General features: G+C 66.4%; 18 protein-coding genes and 1 other RNA gene. 8 read left to right on the forward strand and 11 right to left on the reverse strand.

Features of this window, described 5'->3' with window-relative positions:
* The first annotated feature begins 78 nt into the window (after positions 1 to 78).
* Genes OTER_RS23045 through OTER_RS23055 form a run of 3 tightly spaced genes read left to right on the forward strand, consistent with a single transcriptional unit; the run spans position 79 to position 1747 of the window.
* Positions 79 to 492 (forward strand): BUD32 family EKC/KEOPS complex subunit, encoded by a 414-nt coding sequence (locus tag OTER_RS23045; RefSeq protein WP_012377354.1) that lies wholly within the window; start codon positions 79 to 81, stop codon positions 490 to 492.
* The gene (locus tag OTER_RS23050; RefSeq protein ID WP_012377355.1) at positions 489 to 1376 is read left to right on the forward strand and encodes a PP2C family protein-serine/threonine phosphatase; all 888 of its coding nucleotides are present in this window, start codon (positions 489 to 491) and stop codon (positions 1374 to 1376) included. Before OTER_RS23045 ends, OTER_RS23050 begins: the two co-directional genes overlap by 4 nt.
* Positions 1373 to 1747 carry a gamma-glutamylcyclotransferase family protein gene (locus OTER_RS23055; protein WP_012377356.1) on the forward strand — a complete coding sequence of 125 codons (375 nt, stop codon included), beginning with the start codon at positions 1373 to 1375 and terminating at the stop codon, positions 1745 to 1747. The genes OTER_RS23050 and OTER_RS23055 overlap by 4 nt, the downstream gene beginning before the upstream one ends.
* A 96-nt stretch (positions 1748 to 1843) precedes the next feature.
* Here OTER_RS23055 and OTER_RS23060 read toward each other — a convergent pair whose 3' ends face one another.
* The 4 genes from OTER_RS23060 to OTER_RS23075 form a co-directional block, all read right to left on the reverse strand.
* Positions 1844 to 2263 (reverse strand): hypothetical protein, encoded by a 420-nt coding sequence (locus OTER_RS23060; RefSeq protein WP_148218224.1) that lies wholly within the window; start codon positions 2261 to 2263, stop codon positions 1844 to 1846.
* A gap of 56 nt (positions 2264 to 2319) precedes the next feature.
* Entirely contained in the window at positions 2320 to 3507 is a 1188-nt protein-coding gene (gene dnaX / locus OTER_RS23070; protein ID WP_012377358.1) for a DNA polymerase III subunit gamma/tau, read from the reverse strand.
* 120 nt (positions 3508 to 3627) lie between these two features.
* Positions 3628 to 3726: signal recognition particle sRNA small type (gene ffs, locus OTER_RS23390), an RNA gene on the reverse strand.
* A 53-nt stretch (positions 3727 to 3779) separates the two neighbouring features.
* Positions 3780 to 6074 carry a cation:proton antiporter domain-containing protein gene (locus OTER_RS23075; RefSeq protein WP_012377359.1) on the reverse strand — a complete coding sequence of 765 codons (2295 nt, stop codon included), beginning with the start codon at positions 6072 to 6074 and terminating at the stop codon, positions 3780 to 3782.
* Between the two features lie 154 nt (positions 6075 to 6228).
* Between OTER_RS23075 and OTER_RS23080 the strand changes: the two genes are divergently transcribed.
* The gene (locus OTER_RS23080; RefSeq protein WP_012377360.1) at positions 6229 to 7008 is read left to right on the forward strand and encodes an alpha/beta hydrolase; all 780 of its coding nucleotides are present in this window, start codon (positions 6229 to 6231) and stop codon (positions 7006 to 7008) included.
* Between the two features lie 25 nt (positions 7009 to 7033).
* Here the strand turns inward: OTER_RS23080 and OTER_RS23085 are convergent, their stop codons facing one another.
* A complete protein-coding gene (locus tag OTER_RS23085; protein WP_044891979.1) occupies positions 7034 to 8287 on the reverse strand; it encodes a multidrug effflux MFS transporter in 1254 nt (417 codons plus the stop codon).
* A gap of 272 nt (positions 8288 to 8559) precedes the next feature.
* Between OTER_RS23085 and OTER_RS23090 the strand changes: the two genes are divergently transcribed.
* On the forward strand, positions 8560 to 9723 hold the full coding sequence (locus OTER_RS23090) for an Sb-PDE family phosphodiesterase (protein WP_012377362.1): 1164 nt from the start codon (positions 8560 to 8562) through the stop codon (positions 9721 to 9723).
* 64 nt (positions 9724 to 9787) lie between these two features.
* On the opposite strand, the gene OTER_RS23095 is transcribed toward OTER_RS23090, so the two are convergent.
* Genes OTER_RS23095 through OTER_RS23105 form a run of 3 tightly spaced genes read right to left on the reverse strand, consistent with a single transcriptional unit; the run spans position 9788 to position 12692 of the window.
* Positions 9788 to 11203, reverse strand: coding sequence for an NAD(P)(+) transhydrogenase (Re/Si-specific) subunit beta (locus OTER_RS23095; protein WP_012377363.1), 1416 nt, complete (start codon positions 11201 to 11203; stop codon positions 9788 to 9790).
* Entirely contained in the window at positions 11200 to 11520 is a 321-nt protein-coding gene (locus OTER_RS23100) for an NAD(P) transhydrogenase subunit alpha part 2 (RefSeq protein WP_012377364.1), read from the reverse strand. The genes OTER_RS23095 and OTER_RS23100 overlap by 4 nt, the downstream gene beginning before the upstream one ends.
* 44 nt (positions 11521 to 11564) lie before the next feature.
* Positions 11565 to 12692 (reverse strand): NAD(P) transhydrogenase subunit alpha, encoded by a 1128-nt coding sequence (locus tag OTER_RS23105; protein WP_012377365.1) that lies wholly within the window; start codon positions 12690 to 12692, stop codon positions 11565 to 11567.
* 309 nt (positions 12693 to 13001) lie between these two features.
* Here OTER_RS23105 and OTER_RS23110 point away from each other — a divergent pair, with 309 nt between their 5' ends.
* On the forward strand, positions 13002 to 13478 hold the full coding sequence (locus OTER_RS23110; RefSeq protein ID WP_012377366.1) for a host attachment protein: 477 nt from the start codon (positions 13002 to 13004) through the stop codon (positions 13476 to 13478).
* A 116-nt stretch (positions 13479 to 13594) separates the two neighbouring features.
* On the opposite strand, the gene OTER_RS23115 is transcribed toward OTER_RS23110, so the two are convergent.
* From OTER_RS23115 to infA, 3 genes are all read right to left on the reverse strand, one after another.
* Entirely contained in the window at positions 13595 to 14890 is a 1296-nt protein-coding gene (locus OTER_RS23115) for an AIR synthase-related protein (protein ID WP_012377367.1), read from the reverse strand.
* Positions 14891 to 14943: 53 nt separating this feature from the next.
* Positions 14944 to 15897 carry a site-specific tyrosine recombinase XerD gene (gene xerD / locus OTER_RS23120; RefSeq protein WP_012377368.1) on the reverse strand — a complete coding sequence of 318 codons (954 nt, stop codon included), beginning with the start codon at positions 15895 to 15897 and terminating at the stop codon, positions 14944 to 14946.
* A gap of 106 nt (positions 15898 to 16003) precedes the next feature.
* The gene (gene infA / locus OTER_RS23125) at positions 16004 to 16267 is read right to left on the reverse strand and encodes a translation initiation factor IF-1 (RefSeq protein ID WP_012377369.1); all 264 of its coding nucleotides are present in this window, start codon (positions 16265 to 16267) and stop codon (positions 16004 to 16006) included.
* A gap of 346 nt (positions 16268 to 16613) precedes the next feature.
* Here infA and OTER_RS23130 point away from each other — a divergent pair, with 346 nt between their 5' ends.
* Both OTER_RS23130 and OTER_RS23135 read left to right on the forward strand, forming a co-directional pair.
* A complete protein-coding gene (locus tag OTER_RS23130) occupies positions 16614 to 17150 on the forward strand; it encodes a nucleoside deaminase (RefSeq protein WP_012377370.1) in 537 nt (178 codons plus the stop codon).
* Positions 17151 to 17228: 78 nt separating this feature from the next.
* Positions 17229 to 17864, forward strand: a complete 636-nt coding sequence (locus OTER_RS23135) for a superoxide dismutase (protein ID WP_012377371.1) — start codon at positions 17229 to 17231, stop codon at positions 17862 to 17864.
* The last annotated feature ends 177 nt before the right edge of the window (positions 17865 to 18041 follow it).

The following is an 18041-nucleotide window of genomic DNA, read 5'->3' on the forward strand; positions in this document are numbered from 1 at the left end:
TCACCGGCGGCCGGGGACGCCCTTCACCTGACGCTTGCTAACGCTCCGTCAGCGTAAATTGTCGTCCACACCTCCCTCATGGAACAAGTCAAGGACACCGGCCGCGCCTTGGTGCGCATCGGCTACGACGGCCGGGTTCACAAGACCTTTCGCGGGCATCTCGCCCAAGAGCGGTTCGAGCACGAAGTGCGGGTCCTCCGCCACCTCGAAGCCGCCGGATGCACCTTCGTGCCGCGATTGCTCGAGGTCGATCCCACCCAGCTCAAGATCATCACCACGCACTGTGGCGGCCGCGTCGATCACATGAATGAGCAACGGCAGCAGGAGCTGTTCGCCGAACTGGAGAAGTACGGCGTGCGGCATGAGGACCGCGACCTCCGCAACATCACCTACCGCATCGCCGACGGCCGTTTCTGCATCATCGATTTCGAGTTCGCCACGTTGCTCGAGGGCGGCGAAAACTCCTCGCTGAAACCGTCCGCTGCTCAATGAGCACCCCGCCGACCCCGCCCGAGTCCAACGCCTCTGCCGCCACCTCACCCGCCTCGTCGACCGCGGTCCGCTGGTCGGGCCTGACGCACGTCGGCCGCTACCGGCAAAACAACGAGGACACGTTTCTCGCGCTCCATTTCGACGGCCACGAGGTCCGCTATCTCGGCAAGACGGGCGAGGCTTCGCTCGCCGGCACCGATTTCGTTTTCGCCGTCAGCGACGGTATGGGCGGCGCGAAGTCGGGCGAATTCGCCAGCCGGATCACGGTGGACCGCGTCACGCGGCTGCTGCCGCGCGGGTTCCGGCTGTCGGCCGCCGGTCTGGCCACGGGATTCCAGGATCTGCTCGTCGAACTTTTTTCCGCGATCCACAACGACCTGCTGAAACTCGGTTTTTCCTACGAGGAGTGCGCCGGCATGGGGTGCACGCTGAGCCTGTGTTGGCTCACGCCCGAGTGGGTGCAGTTCGGCCACATCGGCGACAGCCGGATTTATTATCTACCGCACGCGGGGGGGATGACGCAGGTCACGCACGACCATACCTTCGTCGGCAAGCTGCGCCGCAAGGGCGAGTTCAACGAGCGCCAGGCCCGCACGGATCCACGTCGCAACGCCCTGCAGCAGGCGCTCGGCGCCGGCAACCAGTTCATCGATCCGCAAGTCGGCGCCGTGGGCCATCACCCCGGCGATCGTTTTCTCATCTGCTCCGACGGAATCGTCGACGGCCTGTGGGACCGCGAAATCCAGGAAATCATTCGCGCGCCGGCGGGTGAGGGTCCGCCGCGCTCGATCGCCCAGCAGTTGGTGGAGACCGCGGTGCAAAATTCCGGCCGAGACAACACGACGGCGATTGTGCTAGAAATGCTCGGATCTGCTGTCCCGTGAGCTCACCCCATCCGCGCCCGCTCTTCGTCTACGGCACGCTGAAACGAGGTTTCTGCAATCATCCCTTCCTCTCCGGCCAGAAATACGTCGGCCCGGGGCGGACGGTGCCCGGTTATCGGCTCTACAATCTCGGCGGTTTTCCCGGCATGGTCGCGGTGAGCGATGATCGCTACGGCGTCAGCGGCGAAATCTGGCTGGTCGAAGACGCCTGCCTGACGGAAATCGATTACCTCGAAGGGGTGGATCAAGGGCTCTATCGACGCGAACCCGTCCCGCTGCTGAAGCCGTACGACACCCAGGTCATCGAGACTTATCTCTACGCCTTGAGCGTCGACGGTCGCCCCTCCGCCGGCAACCAGTGGGTTGAGTGATTCGCCCGGCACGGTCAGCGTGATCAGCCGCCGTGCGCCAGTCTGCGACCGGCGCGCCGGCCTAAAACTGGCGCCACGTTTCCGAAAATCTGCCGGTCAGCGCCCCTGCTCCTCCGGTTTCAGGTCCGCTCTCTTCACGCGCCGCACCGCCACGAATCGCGCGCGAAACAAATCTTCCATCAATTCCCGCGTCTCCGCCGGAATCTGCTCCACCAGCTCCTCCAATTTAGGCGGGTGCTTGGCCGGCTTCTCCTCCTCGTCGTCGTCCGTTCGCGTCGCCCGCACGACCGGTTCGCCGCGCGACTTGGCCTCGGCCAGAAACGCCTCTTCGGCGGCCGCGTCGGGCCAGACGTTCGTGTCTTCCGGATTCGCGTTCGGCGACACGTCTACCGGCTCGGAATCCGTGGGTTCGTTCGCCGGCGCCTCCTCGACTCTCACCAGCCGCGGTGGCGCGACAGGCTTGGGCGTGCGCGCTGGCTCGGCGGCCGGCCGCGAACCAGCTCTGCTTGCCGACACCGCTGGCGGTGCCGCCGCGCTCAACGTCGCCGCGAGCCGCCGCTCCAATTGATCAATCAGCCCTTTTTTTTTTCGTTCTGCAGGTCGGGATCTCCGGACCCCTGCGCGCCGGCCTCGGTTGCCGGCGTTTCTTCCGCCAGCGCGGCCAGCTCCTTGATCAAGCTGTCGATCGCGCGAGAGCGACTCGCGTCCACCGCTTTCAGCAGCGTGACTTCGAAATTGATCTTCTCGGCGAGCCCGAGCTTCACCGCGCCCTCGCCTTCACGCAGCGCGTCGAGCATCCGCGTGAGCTGCTCGGTCGTCATCGGCTCGCCGCCGAGCTTCGCGCTGCGGCCGCCTTGCGCGATGGCGTCGAGCAACGCCGCGCGCACGAACGCCTGCAGATCGCTGAGCAACCGCACCAGGTCACGGCCGTTCGTGTCGCAGTCGTCGACGATCGCCACGATCTTCCGGTGATCCCCCGCCGCGAGCGCGCCGGCGAGCTCGGCGATTTTTTCCGCCGACACGAGTCCGTAAACGTCGAGCACGTCCGCTTCCGAGATGTCGGTACCGCAGAACGAAATCATCTGGTCGAGGATCGATTGCGCATCGCGCATCCCACCGTCGGCCATCCGCGCGATGCACTCCAGCGCCGCCGCGCTGATCGTGATTTTCTCGGACGCGGCAATCTGTTTCAGCCGCGCGATGATCAGGTCCGGCGGGATCGGTTTCAGGTCGAACCGCTGGCATCGTGAAATGATCGTCGGCAGCACCTTCTGCGGATCGGTCGTGGCGAACACGAACTTCACGTGCCCCGGCGGCTCTTCGAGCGTCTTGAGCAGCGCGTTGAACGCCGCCGCCGAGAGCATGTGCACCTCGTCGATGATGTAGACTTTGTAGCGGCCCTGCGCCGGCGCGTACTGCACCGTGTCGCGCAGGTCGCGCACCTGGTCGACGCCGTTGTTGGAGGCGCCGTCTATCTCGATGACGTCGAGGTGCGAGCCCTCGGCGATCGCCTTGCAGGCCGGATCGTTGGGATCGAAATCCGCCTTGGGACCGTCGGTGCAGTTCAGCGCCTTGGCGAAAATCCGCGCCGTCGAGGTCTTGCCCGTGCCACGCGGCCCCACGAACAGATAGGCGTGGGCGATCCGATTGCGGGCGATCGCATTTTTCAGCGTGCGCACGACATGATCCTGCCCGACGACGTCGTCGAACGTCTGCGGCCGCCACTTGCGGGCGATGACTTGGTAGCCGGTGGAGGACAAAGCGCGTTGAGAGTTGAGAGCTGAGAGTTGAGAGTCAAAAGCCGAATCGATCCGGACCCGATTTCTCTCAACTCTCAACGCTCATCTCGCGACTTTTGCCGCGCCCCGCGCGGAAAAAAAAGTGGCCAGGCACTCCACGGCACTGGGAGAACGTCGTTGCCGTTGCTACCTTCCGGTCCTGGCGGAGTTCACGCGTCTGCCCATGCATGGCACCTGGCCGAGGCGGACCATGCGGGCTACCTCGCGCAGCGCAAGGGCGAAAAGCGCTCGCCTCACGCCGCCGCCCGCGGCTCGCCCGTGCCGGCAAACCAGCGGCGAAACTCCCGGATCTTCGTGAGCGTGCCGATCACCAGCAGCCCATCGCCTTCCTCGAGTCGTTCCTGCGCGGTGGGATTCAAGATCCGCTGCTCGCCGCGCTGAATGCCCACCACCCGCACGCCCGTGCGCCGGGCGATATTCAGCTCGGCCAGCGTCTGCCCGGCGCGATGTGCTGACACCCGGCACGTTTCGAGAATCGCCGCCTCGAACCCTTCCGCGTCGTGCGGTCGCGGTTGGGCGGCGCTCAGCACCTTGCTGGCCGACGCCAGCTGCGCCGCGTCACCCAGAAGCAGCAGCTTGTCCCCGGCAAACACCGCCAGGCCCGGGCCCGGCGACGGGATCGGATAGCCATTCCGCTCGATCTCCACCACCGAGCAACCGGTGCGCGCCGGGATCGACAGCTCCGCGAGCGTCTGCCCGGCATACGTTGCGGTGTCCGGCACGACCACTTCGGAAAGGTTGAGATTCCACTCGCTCAGGCTCTCGCCCAGCGTCGCCCGCGCCAGCGCGCGGTTCTCGTCGATATTGCCGCGGTTGTCGGCCAGCACCTCGCGCATCGAGCTCTGCCATTCGCTGTGCCAGTAAACCAGCCGCCGCGAAAACACGCCGACAAACACCGCCGCGATTCCCGCCACCACCAGCCAGCCCCAGCGCGGCAGCGCATCGTGCGGTACGATCGCATAAAGCCAGTAGCCCATCAACAGCAGCGCGAACGCCTTCACGCTGCGCTCCACCAGCGCGCGCGGCAGCCGCCGCCGCTCGATGCTCTCGCCCAGGATCATCGCGACCGTGGCGCAGTTCCGCCAGATGGCGAGCAGCGGAATCAACACGACCACCGTGATCACGCCCCAGAACGCGTACCCCAGCGTGCCCTCTTCCACCCGCTCCCCGACCCAGCTCGACTGGATCGCGTGCAAGAGCTGCCGCGAATAAATCAACACGCCGCTGACGAACAGCACCTCCAGGAAAATCTGCACGAGCCGGCCGCGCACCAGCCGCCACGTCAGCCCGGTGTCCGGCCGCTCGCGCAATTGTTGCATCCAGCCGTGATACGCGTCGATCGTGCGCTTGAACCAGCGCGGCTCCCAGCGATCCATCAACTGCAGGATCCTGTCCCGATGCCGACCCAACAGCGGCGTCGCCAACACCGTCAGGATCGAGGCGCCCACGGCCACGGGATAAAACGACGACGGCAGCACCGCCGTGCTCACCCCCAGCTGCGCGATGATGAAGGAAAACTCGCCCAACGGCGTCAGCAGCAGGCTCGCCCGCCGCGCCTCGTCCGGCGGCATGCCCACCAAGACCATCGCGATGCCCACCGCGATCGGCCGCGCGATCAACGCGAAGGCCGCCAGCCCGAGCGTGAGCGGCCAGACGTCGAGCATCAGCCGCACATCGATCATCATGCCGATCGAGACGAAGAACACGCTGCTGAACAGGTCGCGGATCCCCGCAAACGAGGTCTCCACACCGCGCTTCTGCGGAATCTCCGCCACCAGCGCGCCAAACAAAAACGCGCCCAGGGCCGTCGAGTAGCCGGCCGCCGCCGCCGCCAGCGCGAGCAGGCACAACACGCCCGCCACGATGATCGTCTGCATCTCCGGGTCCGCCCGCGCCTCGAGCCGCCGCAGCAGCCGCGGCACGAACAGCAGCCCCGCGCCGACCAGCAACACGACGAACGCGCCCAGCCCGCCAAGCAGCGACCCGACACCCTCGCTCGCCCCCGCCTGCGTCTGGCTGCCGAGCACCGTCAGCATCGTCACCGCCACCACGTCCTCGAGCACCGTAATCGCCAGCGCGATCTGCGAGGAACGCTCGTGGGAGAGCTTCAACTCGTGTACGATCTTCGCGATCACGGCCGAACTCGAAACCATCAGCATGGCCGCCACGAACATCGCCTGCAGCGGCGTCCATCCGATCACCAGCCCCAACAGCTGCGTGAGGTTCAGCACGAGGAATGCGCCGATCCCGGTCGCGATCAGCGTCGCCGCGCCCATCCGGCCGAATTTCGACAGGCTCAGCCCAAGTCCGATCGAGAAGATCAGGAACACCAGCCCCACCTGCGACAGCGCCATGATCCGCGCCTCGTCTACGATCAGCGAAAACGGCGGCGTGTGCGGTCCGATCAGGATACCGGCCACCAGGTAACCAACAATCACCGACAATCCAATCCGCCGGCACAGGGCACCCGCCACGCCCGCCGCCAGCAGCAAAGTCGCGAGATCTTGAATCAAGGAAATGCTTTCCATGGACGCGCGCCGCTCAATGTCGCGCGGAACTGACCGATGCCAAGGCAGATTTCAAAAAACTCCGCCGGCGCCACGACGGGCCGCGCCGGTCCCGACAAACGGGCGAAGGAATCCGGGGGCTTGCGTGCGCCCAACGTCCTCCTTTCTTCACCGCGTGCGCGCCGATTTCATCCTCTCCTCGCCGGAAACGGCCACCGACTACCGGATCTTTGTGCACGACGATCCTGGCCGCGAGGTGCGCGCCCCCCGGCCCGCCGTGCTGTTCATGGACGGCGACGACCAGTTCGCACCCGCGGTCGTTGCGTACGACCAACTGCGCGCCGCGCAGGTGATCGAGCCGCTGCTGCTCGTGGGCGTGGGTTACGGGGCGAGCTACACGCAGCGCGGCAACCGCCGCGGGCGCGACTACACGCCGGTCCCGCACGGCGACGAGCCGACCAGCGGAGGCGCCGATGCGTTTCTGCGCTTTCTGACCCACACACTCTGGACCGAGCTCGGCCGCCGTCACGCCCTCGATGCCCGGCTTCGCGGAATCGCGGGACACTCGCTCGGCTCGCTGCTGGTCCTGCATGCGCTGTTTCAGCCGCGGCCATTCTTCACGCACCATCTGGCCAGTGCGCCTTCGGTGTGGTGGGCCGACCGCGCGATCCTTGAGCAGGCTGCCCAGCTGCGCTCGCGTCAGTCCACTCTGCCCGGGCGAGTCGTGCTCAGCGTCGGCGAGGAAGATACAGAGTCGATGACCGGCGACCTGCGGTTGCTCGAGCAACAGCTCGCGGACCAACCGTTCACCGAACTCGAGGTGATCTCGCAGCGTTTCGCCGCGCGCAATCACTACAACGTGCTGCCCGATGCGTTCGCTGCCGGCCTCACCGCGCTGTTTCGTGCCCAAGCCTCACCGCCGTCATCCGCCGCTTCCGGCCCACGGTCTTCGTAGCCCGCGTTCGCCACACTGTAACCTATCAGGTTCCGTTGTGCGGAGCGGCGCGCGGTGGTGTCGCGATCGCCGGGGCCCGGGACGGGATTCGCCGGTACAACGCGAACGCCGCGAGCCCGAGCGCCAGCACCACCGCCTGGCCAACCGCCAGCGTCAACGCTGAGCCCCATACCAGCGGCGCGACCAACGCGGTCGCGATCACGTTGCCCATCGTCTGGACAAAGCTCTGGCAGGACGACGCAAGCCCGCGCTGCGTCGGGAAAAGATCCAGCGCCAGAATCGTCAGGCTCGGCATCGCGAGCGCCGAGCCGCCAAAATAGAAGAATAGCGGCACGATGCTCCACGGCAGCGCCGGCGGCTCCAGCAGATGGTAGGCAACATTGGCGATGACGGCCGCGACCATGACCCCATAGCCCCAGCCAACCGTGCGCACGGGCGTGATCCGGCCCGCGACGCGCCCGGACGTCCACGCGCCGGCCACCAGGCCCGCGGTCACCGGTCCGAACAGCCACAGGAATCCCGTTTCAGACACATGGAGATGGTCCATCAGGAATGCCGGAGCGGAAACGATGTAGAGAAAAACGGCGGAAAAATTGCAGGTGACCGAGACCACCAGCGCGACAAACGGCGCCGTGCGCAACACCTGCCAGTAGGCGCCGAGCAAATAGCCCGGATGCAGCGACTGGCGGCGTTCGACCGGCAGCGTCTCGGGCAGCGAGCGCCAGCACACCGTCCACACGGCGGCGGTGAACAGTACGAGAAACGCGAACACCGACCGCCAGCCAAACCACACGTGCAGCCAGCCGCCCAAGACCGGCGCCACCGCCGGCGCGATCGCAAACACGAGCGAGATCTGCGACATGAGCCGCTGCGCCTCGTGCCCGTCGAGCACGTCGCGCACGATGGCTCGCCCGATGACCATGCCGGCCCCCGCGGTCATCCCCTGCATCGCGCGGAAAAACAGCAGGCTCTCGATGCTCCACGCCAGCGCGCAGCCCGCCGACGCGAGCAGAAACAGCGCAACCATCACGAGCGTCACGCGCCGACGCCCCAGCGCATCCGAGATCGCCCCGTGCCAGAGCGTCATGATCGCAAACGGCAGCATGTACGCCGTCAGCGTCTGCTGGACCGTGACCGCCGACGCGGCAAACCGCTCGCCGATTTCCTTCATCGACGGCAGATACGCGTCGATCGCAAAGGGGCCCACCGCCGAAAGCGCCGCCAGCATCACGGCGAGGCCGCGATGCGAGCTGGCGGTGCGGGGCGAAGGCGTGTCCATGAAAAAGCCGCCAGCTTGAATTCGTTTTCCGCCGACCACAAACCCCGATCGCGCTTCGTATTCCCACTCTTCACGCTTCGTATTCCCGCCCTTCACCTCGGCTTCCGTCCCGCCAAAGAGTAACCTAATGGGTTACTCTTCATCGCTCGATCCTCTCGAAGAAAGTAACCCATTAGGTTACTCTTTGGCGGCAGGCGGCGATCCGCTGCGCGGGAAGGTCGACGCGGCAAATCGCCGTTGCGGTGGACGGCCACGGGGCGTTTGCTCGGGCGATGATCGCAATCCCCTCGCGCGGGCTCCAACGAATCGTTTTGTACACTGCCGCACTCGGCTTGGTCGCGGCCGGAGCCGGCGCCCACCCGGCAACTGACTCGCGGCGGATCGAGTTCCCGAACGTCGGCAACTATCAAACGCTGGTCTGCGATTTTCATCAGCATACGGTTTTTTCCGATGGTTCCGTCTGGCCGAATATCCGCGTGCAGGAGGCCGAGCGCGATGGGCTGGACGCCATCGCCGTCACGGACCACCTCGAATATCAGCCGCATGCCAGTGACATTCCTCATCCCGATCGCAACCGCGGGTTCGTCATCGCCACCGAGGCTGCGGCGAAGACGAAGGTGCTCGTGCTCCGCGGCGCGGAGGTGACGCGCGCCATGCCGCCGGGACACTGCAACGCGATCTTCCTGCAGGATGTGAATGGACTGCTGGTGGAGGATCCGCTCGCGGCGTTTCGCGAGGCGGCGCGCCAGGGCGCGTTCGTGTTTTGGAATCATCCGTCGTGGATCAAGCAGACGCCCGACGGGGTCGCGCGGCTCACGCCGCTTCATGAACAGCTGCTGAACGAAGGCCTGATCCAGGGCATCGAGGTGATGAACGAGCACGAGTTCTCCGACGAATCGCTGCAACTCGCGCTCGATCGCAACCTCACGATCATGGGGAACTCCGACATTCACGGGCTGATCGACTGGGCTCATGATGTGCCCGCCGGCGGACACCGGCCGGTCACGCTGGTGTTTGCGCAGGAGAGATCCGAAGCCGCGCTCAAGGAGGCGCTGCTCGCCCGGCGCACGGCCGTGTGGTTCACCAACACACTCGTCGGCCGCGCTGAATGGCTGGATCCGCTGCTCGCCGCCTCGCTCCAGCTCACCAGCAGCCGCTATCTGCCGGACACCTCGGTGCTCGAACTCGTGATCACGAACCGCAGCGACGCCGATTTCATTCTGCGCAATGCCAGCTCCTATCGGCTCCACCTCCACGCCGACGTACTCGAGGCCAAGGCGCACCAGCAGCTCAAGATCCTGGTGAAGCCGATCCAGCGGTCGCCGCGGGTGGTCGTCGCCTTCGAAGTGCTCAACGCCGTCACCGCACCCGGCGTGCACCCGACGATCGCGTTCGCCGCCGAGGTGCCGGAGCTCACGACCCCGGCCGCGAATTGATTTCGGGCGCGGCGCTCCCGAGTGGGCGCCCGACCGGAGCGATGTGAGCGGAAATCGCGCCGCCCTACGTGCTGGCGAGGCTCTTGAACTCCGCAATCACCGCCTGCAACGACGACTTCGCGTCACCGTAGAGCATGCGCGTATTCGGCAGCAGGAAGAGCTGATTCTCCAATCCGGAAAACCCCGTGCCCTTGCCGCGCTTGAGGCAGATCACCGTCCGCGCTTCATGCGCCTTGATGATCGGCATGCCGTAAATCGGCGAAGACTTGTCCCGCGCCGCCGCCGGATTCACGACGTCGTTGGCCCCAATCACAATCGCCACGTCCATCGTCGGCATCAGCGGGTTGATGGCGTCCATCTCGACCAGTTGCTCGTAGGGCACGTCCGCCTCGGCGAGCAGCACGTTCATGTGTCCGGGCATGCGCCCGGCGACGGGATGGATCGCGAAGCGCACCTCGGCGCCGTTTTGTTCGAGGATCTCGGAGAGTTCGCGCACGACGTGCTGCGCCTGCGAAACCGCCATGCCGTAACCAGGGATGAACACGACCTGCCGCGCGGCTTCGAGCACCGAGAACGCGCCTTCGGCGGAGATCGGCTTGAGCTCGCCCTGCACCGCGCTGCCTTCCGCCGCCGCGCCGGGTTTCGAGCCGAAACCCGAGAACAGCACGTTCATGAGCGAACGGTTCATCGCTTTGCACATGATGATCGACAGGATCACGCCGCTGGTGCCGACCAGGCAGCCCGCGACGATGAGCACGTTGTTGCTGATCACGAAACCCGCCGCGCACGCGGCCAGCCCGGAGAGGCTGTTCAGCAGCGAGATCACGACTGGCATGTCGCCGCCGCCGATCGGCATCACGGTCGTCCACCCCAGGATCAGCGAGAGCACGGTATAGGCGAGGAATGCGATGAGCACCACCGATGGATCGCCCGAGACGACATAGGCGACGCCGGCCACCAGCGTCACCAGTAACATCAGCCCGTTGAGCACGTGTTGCCCGGCGAAAAGAATGGGCCGGCCGCTCAGCCACTCGGCCAGCTTGCAGAAGGCATACATCGAGCCGGTGAACGTCACGCCGCCGATGATGATCGCCATGAAGATCGCCGCCGCCGTGAACTCCGGATGCGCGGGCGTCACCTCACCGATGCGGATCCGCATGAACTCGGCCGCACCGACGATCAGCGAGGCGAGTCCGCCGAACCCGTTCAGCAGTGCCACCATCTCCGGCATCGCGGTCATCTTCACCAGCCGTGCGCAGGCGAGTCCGATCACCGTGCCCGCCACCAGACCGACGATGATCCAGGTGAAATCGATCACGTGCCGGTCGAGCAGCGTGACCACGATCGCGATCAGCATGCCCACGCCCGAGATGAGATTACCCTTTCGGGCCGTGGCCTGCCGGCCGAGCATCTTGAGGCCGACGATGAAGAGACAGGAGGCGACGATATACGCGCTGTTGATGAGGATCTCGCTGTTCATTTCGCCACGCCTCCCTTCTTCGTTTCCGCGGACGCCGCGCCCTTCTTCTTGAACATGCCGAGCATCCGGTCGGTCACGAAGTAGCCGCCGACGACGTTGATCATCGCCAGCGTGACCGCCGCGGTGCCGAGCACGGTGGTGATCCACGACCCGTCATCGGCGCCGGCCGCGACCATCGCACCGACGATGGTGATGCCCGAAATGGCGTTGGCGCCGGACATCAGGGGCGTGTGCAGTTGCGAGGGAACCTTGGCGATCAGCTCGAACCCGAGAAATCCGGCGAGCGTGAAGATGAAAAAGAGCAATAGGAGTTCCATGGCGGGAAGAGAGGAGTTCAGGCGTGGCGTCCGCGAGCGGCGCCTCACTTCGCAAACTGCGGATGAACGATGCGGCCGTCGTGGGTGATGAGGCAGCCCTTCAAGATCTCGTCGTTCGGATCGAGCCGGAGCGTCTTCGCGGTCTCGTCCCAGAAATGGGTGATCCACGCCGCATAGTTTGCCGCCAGCACCTGCGAGGCATGCGCGGCGACGGTACTTTCCAGATTCGCGTGGCCGAGGATGATCACGCCGTTGCCGGTGACGACCTCCTCGCCAGGCCGGGAGCCTTCGACGTTGCCGCCAGTGTCGACCGCGAGATCGACGACGACGCTGCCGGGTTGCATGCCGGCAAGCATCGCCTGAGTGACCAGGCGCGGCGCTGGCCGGCCAAAGACCTTCGCCGTCGTAATCACGATGTCCGCGTGCGCACAGACTTTCGCCATGCCGGCCTGCTGCCGCGCGATCTGTTCCGGGGTCAGCGCCTGTGCGTAGCCTCCGGCCGTCTGGCCGGTCTGGCCGACATCGATCTTCACGAACTTGGCGCCGAGCGAACGCACCTGCTCCTCGACCACCGGACGAGTGTCGAACGCCTCCACGCGCGCGCCCAGGCGCTTCGCCGTCGCAATCGCCTGCAGCCCCGCCACGCCCGCGCCGAGCACAAACACGCGTGCCGGCATGATCGTGCCCGCCGGCGTCATCATCATCGGCAGCGCCTTGCGCAGCCGCGCCGCAGCCTGAATCACCGCGGCATACCCGGCGAGGCTCGCCTGCGAGCTGAGCGCATCCATTTTCTGCGCGAGCGTCGTGCGCGGAATCATCTCGAGACTGACCGCGCTTACACCGGCTTGCGCGAAGGCCGCCAGGAGGGCGGCTTCGTTGAAGGGATCAAGAAAGCTCAGATGCACCGCCCCGCGCTTCATCGTGGCGATCTCGGCGGGCGTCGGCTTGCGCACACGCAGCACCAGATCGGCCACGGCCGTCGCGCCCGCGGCATCGTCCGTGAACGTCACGCCCGCCGCGCGATAGTCCTCGTCGGCATACCGGCTGGCACGACCGAGTCCAGGCGGCGCGCGCAACTCGAGTCCGAGTTTCGTCAATGCTTGTGCAGTCGTCGGGGTGAGCGCGACCCGTGCATCCGCGGTCGTGCTGTCGGCGGCAATGTAGCAAATCATGGAGTCCTGGGGCTGACCGCCGGGGGAAGCGGCGGACGCCACTCTGGGAATCGAAAGGTTCAGGACAAGTGCGAACTGGGGCGGGTTTTCAAAATCGCTTTTGCGCGGGCGCTCTGCGTCCCCAGCGGCCCAGGGGCGTCCCACCACCATCGACGCGCACGATCCCCCGCGGCGGGGTGCGCCCGCTCGATGCGTTGTCCCAGAAACTCCCCCATTTCGCGAACGCCCGCGCCCCGGCATCTTCCGGCCGCGGGTGGCATGTGCCGCCCGTTTGCTTCCCCCCCACAACCCGCCACCTTTTCCCTTACCATGAGCGAGCACTACGTTGTCACAGCGAACCAGGGACACCTGCGGATCTTCCAGCGGCGACAAGCACCCACGCAAATGACACCGGCCTTCGACGAGGTGCGAGCGTTCGATTTCCCGCTGGGCGTGACCGGCTACACGGATCGCGACACCGACATAGCCGGTCGTTTTCAAGGCTCCCGTCCCCAAGGCGTCGCCCCCGGCGCACCGGCCGCACGCACCGGCATGTCGGTGGATGAACGACTGCCGATGCGGCGCGAGGAGCACCGGCGACGAATCCGGGATGTGGCCCAGGCGCTCGACACGTTTTTTGCGACGCGGCCGAATGCGACGTGGGATTTCGCCGCGGGTCCGGAACTGCACAACGCGGTGCTCGAGGCCGTGACGCCGAAAACGCGCGCGCAACTGCGCCGCTCCGTCCCCAAGGATCTCGTGCATCAGCCGCAGGCGGAATTCGCCACGCATTTCGCGACGCACTGATCGCGCGCCCTCCGCCGCCGTCGGCGGGTGAAACGTTTCCGCGCAGAGTGGGCTCGGTGTGTCTCCAGCAGTAGGCGCGGCTCCATGCCGCGAGGAGTCGCACGTGATCGAGAAACTCAGGAGCCCGCGGTGGCGCGCAGGTCCGCGACGGACCACTCCGTGGCGAGCGAGCGCGTCTTCAGATTCAGCGTCGCGGTCTCGGTCACTTCGCCCACCAGCACCGCCGGCACCCCGCGAATTTGCGCCTCGGTCAAGACCGTGCCTACGCGACTCGCGGCAACCGCCACGAGCACGCGCCCTTGGCTTTCACCAAAAAGAAGCGCGTCCGCCCGCGCGCCACCGAGCGGCGTCACGTCGAGCTTGGCGCCGAGGACGCGGGGCGCGGCGAGCAACATGGCTGCGGCCGTGCCGAGCAGTCCGCCGCCAGCCACATGTCGCACGGCCATCAGCACCCCGCCTTTGATCAGCGCGAGCAGCGTCTTGTTGAGCCGCTTCTCCGCCGCGAGATCGAGTTCCGGCACCGGCCCGGTTTGCAGCCCGTGCACCGCTGCGACGAAATGGCTGCCGCCGAGTTCGTGCGGCGCTTCGCCGAGCAAGACGAGATTTTCCCCAGCCTCCTGCACCACGGCGCGGGTGACGTGCTTCTCTTCTGCCACCACGCCGATCGCGGCGACCTGCAGACCCAGCTCTGCGCCGCCGGTGAGCGGCACGCCCGTGAGTCCAAGTTCAAAATACGCGCACGCTTCTGCGAGCCCCTGCAGGATGTCGCCGAGCCGCGCGAGGGCCGGCAACGTCAGGGCTTCCGGCACGAACACGTGCGCCTGCACCGCGCGCGGCATCGCGCCTGCACCCACGAGGGCGCGCAGCCGCTCGACCACCGCGATCTGCGCACCGCGCTCGGGGTCGAGGGCGACGAATCGCGCCGCCCGCGCCGGCGCTGCCGCGATGAGCTTGCCGCCGGTTCCGGCGTTGCCGCGCAGCAGCGCGACGTCGCCGCCGAGTTCGCCGGCGACTCCGCGGCTGGCAGCGGGCCAACGGTGTTGCGCCACGTGCGCGAGCACCTTGGGCAGAGCCTCGTGCACGCGTGCGCCGTCCAGATCGTGAAACGCCGCCGCAGGCGCAACCGCCACCGCTTCCTGCACGAGGGCGGGGGTGTCCGCGGCCGGCTCCTTCACGAGCTCGCACCGCACGCTCGCGCCGACACGCGCGAGACCAGCGCACGCTTCCGCCAGCTTTCTGACCGCGTCCTCCGCCTCAGGCGAGGCGCTCGCGGCGAGATCGATCGTCAACGTCGATTCGGCGGGTGGTTGCACGAGCCCGGTGAATCCCACGGCTTCCAGCTGCGGCGCAGAGCCGACCAACTCGGAAGCAAGCGCGAGCTTCGGTGGGGCGACGAAGAAGCGAAGTTTCACGATCTGCGAGTAGCGACGCCGCGATTCGAATTTCGGTCAAGGGTTTTGTCGGCTCACGGACGAACCATCCGGTTGCGCGGATGAAACTTGTCGTGCTGCTCCAGCAGCCGTTGCGACTCCACCGACGTGTAGATCTGCGTGGTCGAAATGCTGGCGTGGCCGAGCATTTCCTGGATCGCCCGCAAGTCCGCGCCGCCGCTGAGCAGGTGGGTGGCGAATGAGTGGCGCAGCCCGTGCGGTTTCACGTTCTTGGTGAGGCCGGCGCGCTTCGCGTATTTTTTCACGAGCATCCAGAGCATCACGCGTGAAAGCGGGCCGCCGTTTTTATTGAGGAAAAGCTGGCTGCCCGTACGGCTGCGGACGAAGTGCGGCCGGCCGGCCGTCAGGTAAGTCGCGAGCGCCTCGATCGCTTTGCCGCCGATCGGCACCACGCGCTCCTTCGCGCCCTTGCCGAAGACGCGCAGGAATCCGTGCTCGAGGTCGACCTGCTGCAGCAGCAGCCCGGCGAGCTCCGACACGCGCAGGCCGCTCGAATAAAACAGCTCGAGCAACGCGCGATCGCGCAGCGCGCGGGCGTCGCCGCCGGTCGGCGCCGCGAGCAGCCGCGCGATTTCCTCCTCGGTCAGCGTGCCCGGAATCCGGCGGCTCGCCTTCGGCCCGGAGAGCAGCGCGGTGAAATCATCCGCGCGGAATCGTTCGCGCACGAGAAAATGCGCGAGGCTGCGCAACGCGCTGAGTTTGCGCGCCAGGCTTGCCACGGTGTAGGAGGCGGAGCTCAGCGAGTGAATCCAGCCCGCCGCCTGCTCGCCGGTGACCGCGCGCCAATCGCGCGCGCCCTGCGCGGCGAGGTGAGTCGCGGCCTGATCGAGATCCCGTCGATAGCTGGCGACCGTGTTCGCCGCGAGTCCGCGCTCGAGCGCGATGTAGCCGAGGAAGGCCTCGATGTCGTCCGCGAACGCCGGGGGGGCCTGGCTGGTGTCCTGGGCACGGGCGCGCGGCGCTTTCATGCTGCGACGATGAACAGTTTTCCCGCGGAGCGAAGCGCGGAATGCGGTGATCCAGCGACGGCCGAAGATCGGAGCCCCGTAGCACCGTCTCCGCCGGGCGCTCGGTTCAATACTGCCGGCGACGCGGCGGGGGCGTGTAGTTCGGATTCGTTTCCTTCATCCGGAACGTGATCCGCGCCTTCTCCAAATCGTAGGGACTCATCTCCATCTTCACCGTGTCGCCCGCGGCGATCTTGATGAAGTTTTTCCGCAGCTTGCCGGAAATATGCGCCAGCACGACATGCCCATTCGAGAGTTGCACCTTGAACATCGTGCCGGGCAGCACGGCCACGACTCGGCCCTCTACTTCAATCGCGTTGCCGTCAGCCATGGTGAATGTGAGCGAATGCCCGACCGGAAGTGCGTTGGATCATAGACTCGTGCGAGAGGAAATAAAAATTTCTTGTAAGGCGCAAACGCGTGATCGTGGCAAGGCTTTTGCCGGCGGGCGCCGGCGGCGCCAGCCAGGGTACGGACGGCATCTCATTTTCCGCCATGAGCGGTACGCCCAGGTCCCGTGGCGCAGGTGTGCCGCCCGTGGGTTTGCGGGAAACGGAGATGCGCCCGCCCGCAACTGGCGCCGAAATTCCTCGAACCTGCCTCGGTGAACGACCGGCGGGGCCGTCGGAAGATGGATTGCTTCGAACCCGCCCGCCGCGCAATGACATGCCTGCGCCATGTCCGCTCCCCCGCCCTGCCCGTTCGAGAAGCGTTTCCCGTCCCAGCTCGCGCGCGACGACACGTTCTACATGAGCCTCGCCTTCAATCAGGCGATCGATGCCTGGCGGCTCGACGAGGTGCCGATCGGCGCGGTGATCGAGCTCGGCGGCGAGGTGGTCGCCGCGGCGCACAACACGGTGGAGGAAGCACGCGACCCCACCGCGCATGCCGAGATGCTCGCGATCACGCAGGCGGCCGCGAAGCTCGGCGACTGGCGGCTCGAAGGCGCCACGGTTTACGTAACCAAGGAACCGTGTCCGATGTGCTCGGGCGCGATGTTGATGTCGCGCGTGAAGCGGGTGTGCTACGCGGTCCGCGATCCGAAGATGGGCTGCCTCGGCGGCGCGACCAACTTGAACGACCTGCCGCGCGTGAACCATCACGTCGAGCTCACCGCGGGCGGCGTGCTGGAGGATGAATGCCGCGCGTTGCTGCAGGCATTCTTCAAGCTCAAGCGCCAGGCGGGCGAGCCGACCGGCGAGGGCGCGGCATAAACACCTGCCGCGATTTGACGCACCAGCCGAGCGGGCGCAGGTTGGCGGTCTTCCGAAAACGATAACCGCACACTACTTATGGCATACGAACTCCCGAAACTGCCCTACGCCTACGATGCCCTCGTTCCGCACATCGATGCGAAGACGATGGAGATTCACCACACCAAGCATCACCAGGCGTATATCACCAACGCGAACAATGCGCTGAAGGACCATCCCGATCTCGCCGCGCTCGACGTCAACGAGTTGCTCAAAAATCTCGCGAAGGTTCCCGAGGCGATCCGGACCGCCGTGCGCAACAACGCAGGCGGTCACTCGAACCACTCCTTCTTCTGGAAGATTCTCGGCCCCGGCAAGGGCGGTGCGCCGAAGGGCAAGCTCGCCGCGGCGATCGACTCCCAGCTTGGCGGCTTCGCGAAATTCAAGGAGGACTTCGGCAAGGCGGCGGCCACCCGCTTCGGCTCCGGCTGGGCATGGCTCATCGTGGGCGCCGACGGCAAGCTGGCGGTCGGCTCGACGGCCAACCAGGATAGCCCGCTCATGGGCAAGGCCGTCGCCGGGATTGAAGGCCAGCCGGTCCTCGGTCTCGACGTCTGGGAACACGCGTACTATCTGAACTACCAGAACCGCCGCCCCGATTACGTCACCGCCTGGTGGAACGTCGTCGATTGGGATGCCGCCGAGGCGAACTACACCGCTGCGGGCGGAAAGTAAGCGACCGGTCGGGCGCGTTGTCCTCAGCGCGCCGCTCCCACTTCAAGTGGAGCCCGCCGTCCCCGGCGGGCTTTTTTGTGCGCGAGCACTCGAGCTCCTCGGGAAACAAAGAACCGCGAGAGTGGCCAGGTAGGGCGCGTTGTCCTCAACGCGCCGCTCCCGCTCCGCACGGGCGAT

This window comes from Opitutus terrae PB90-1 (assembly GCF_000019965.1).
Lineage (GTDB): Bacteria > Verrucomicrobiota > Verrucomicrobiia > Opitutales > Opitutaceae > Opitutus > Opitutus terrae.